Here is a 975-nt window from a genome sequence, read left to right on the forward strand (position 1 = left end):
GGGTGCGCCCTGCGGGCGCCGGGGACGGTCCGGCCGGGGTGGCCGACCTGCTCGTGGCGCTCCCGGCGACCGACCCGCCGTGGCCGCCGAGACCCGACCGGGAGCGGCTCCGGGTGCCGATCGGCACCGACGCGGACGGCGTACCGGTCCACCTGGACCTCAAGCAGGCCGCCGAGGGCGGTGCCGGCCCCCACGGGCTGGTGGTCGGCGCGACCGGGTCGGGGAAGTCCGAACTGCTGCGCACCCTGGTGCTCGGCCTCGCGCTGACCCACTCGCCCGACGACCTCGCGCTGGTGCTGGTCGACTTCAAGGGTGGTGCGACGTTCGCGGGCCTCGGCGACCTGCCGCACACCTCCGCGCTGGTCACGAACCTCGCCGACGAGCTGGCGCTGGTCGACCGGATGGCCGACGCGCTGCACGGCGAGCTGCTCCGGCGCCAGGAGCTGCTGCGCGCCGCGGGCCACGACTCCGCCGCCGCCCATGACGCCGCCCGGGTGGCCGGGGCACCACTGGAGGCGCTCCCGGCGCTGCTGGTGGTCGTCGACGAGTTCTCCGAGCTGCTCGCCGCCCGCCCCGAGCTCGCCGAGACGTTCGTGGCGCTCGGCCGGCTCGGCCGCTCGCTGGGGGTCCACCTGCTGCTCGCCACCCAGCGCCTGGAGGAGGGCCGGCTGCGCGGGCTGGAGGCGCACCTGTCGTACCGGATCGCGCTGCGGACCTTCGGCGCGGCGGAGTCCCGCGCGGCGATCGGCACCCCGGACGCCGCCACGCTGCCACCCGCACCGGGCGCCGCCTACCTGCGGGTCGGCGCGGACGCACCGCGCCGCTTCCGGGCGGGGTACGTGTCGGCGCCCGCCCACCCGGCGTCGCGACCGACGGTGCTCCCGTTCACGGCGGCGCCGGTCCACGCCGCGACCGGCGCCCCCGCGCCGGCCGGCGCGAGCACGCCGCTCGGACGCCGAGGTCCGCCTCGGCTCC

General features: G+C 78.8%; 1 protein-coding gene. It reads left to right on the forward strand.

What is annotated here, in order from left to right; translation table 11 throughout:
- Positions 1 to 38: 38 nt before the first annotated feature.
- On the forward strand, positions 39 to 975 hold a 937-nt coding region (locus ABLM29_RS22280), incomplete at its 3' end, for an FtsK/SpoIIIE domain-containing protein (protein WP_349716842.1).

Origin of the sequence: Nocardioides sp. YIM 152588 (assembly GCF_040191335.1) — a bacterium.
Lineage (GTDB): Bacteria > Actinomycetota > Actinomycetes > Propionibacteriales > Nocardioidaceae > Nocardioides.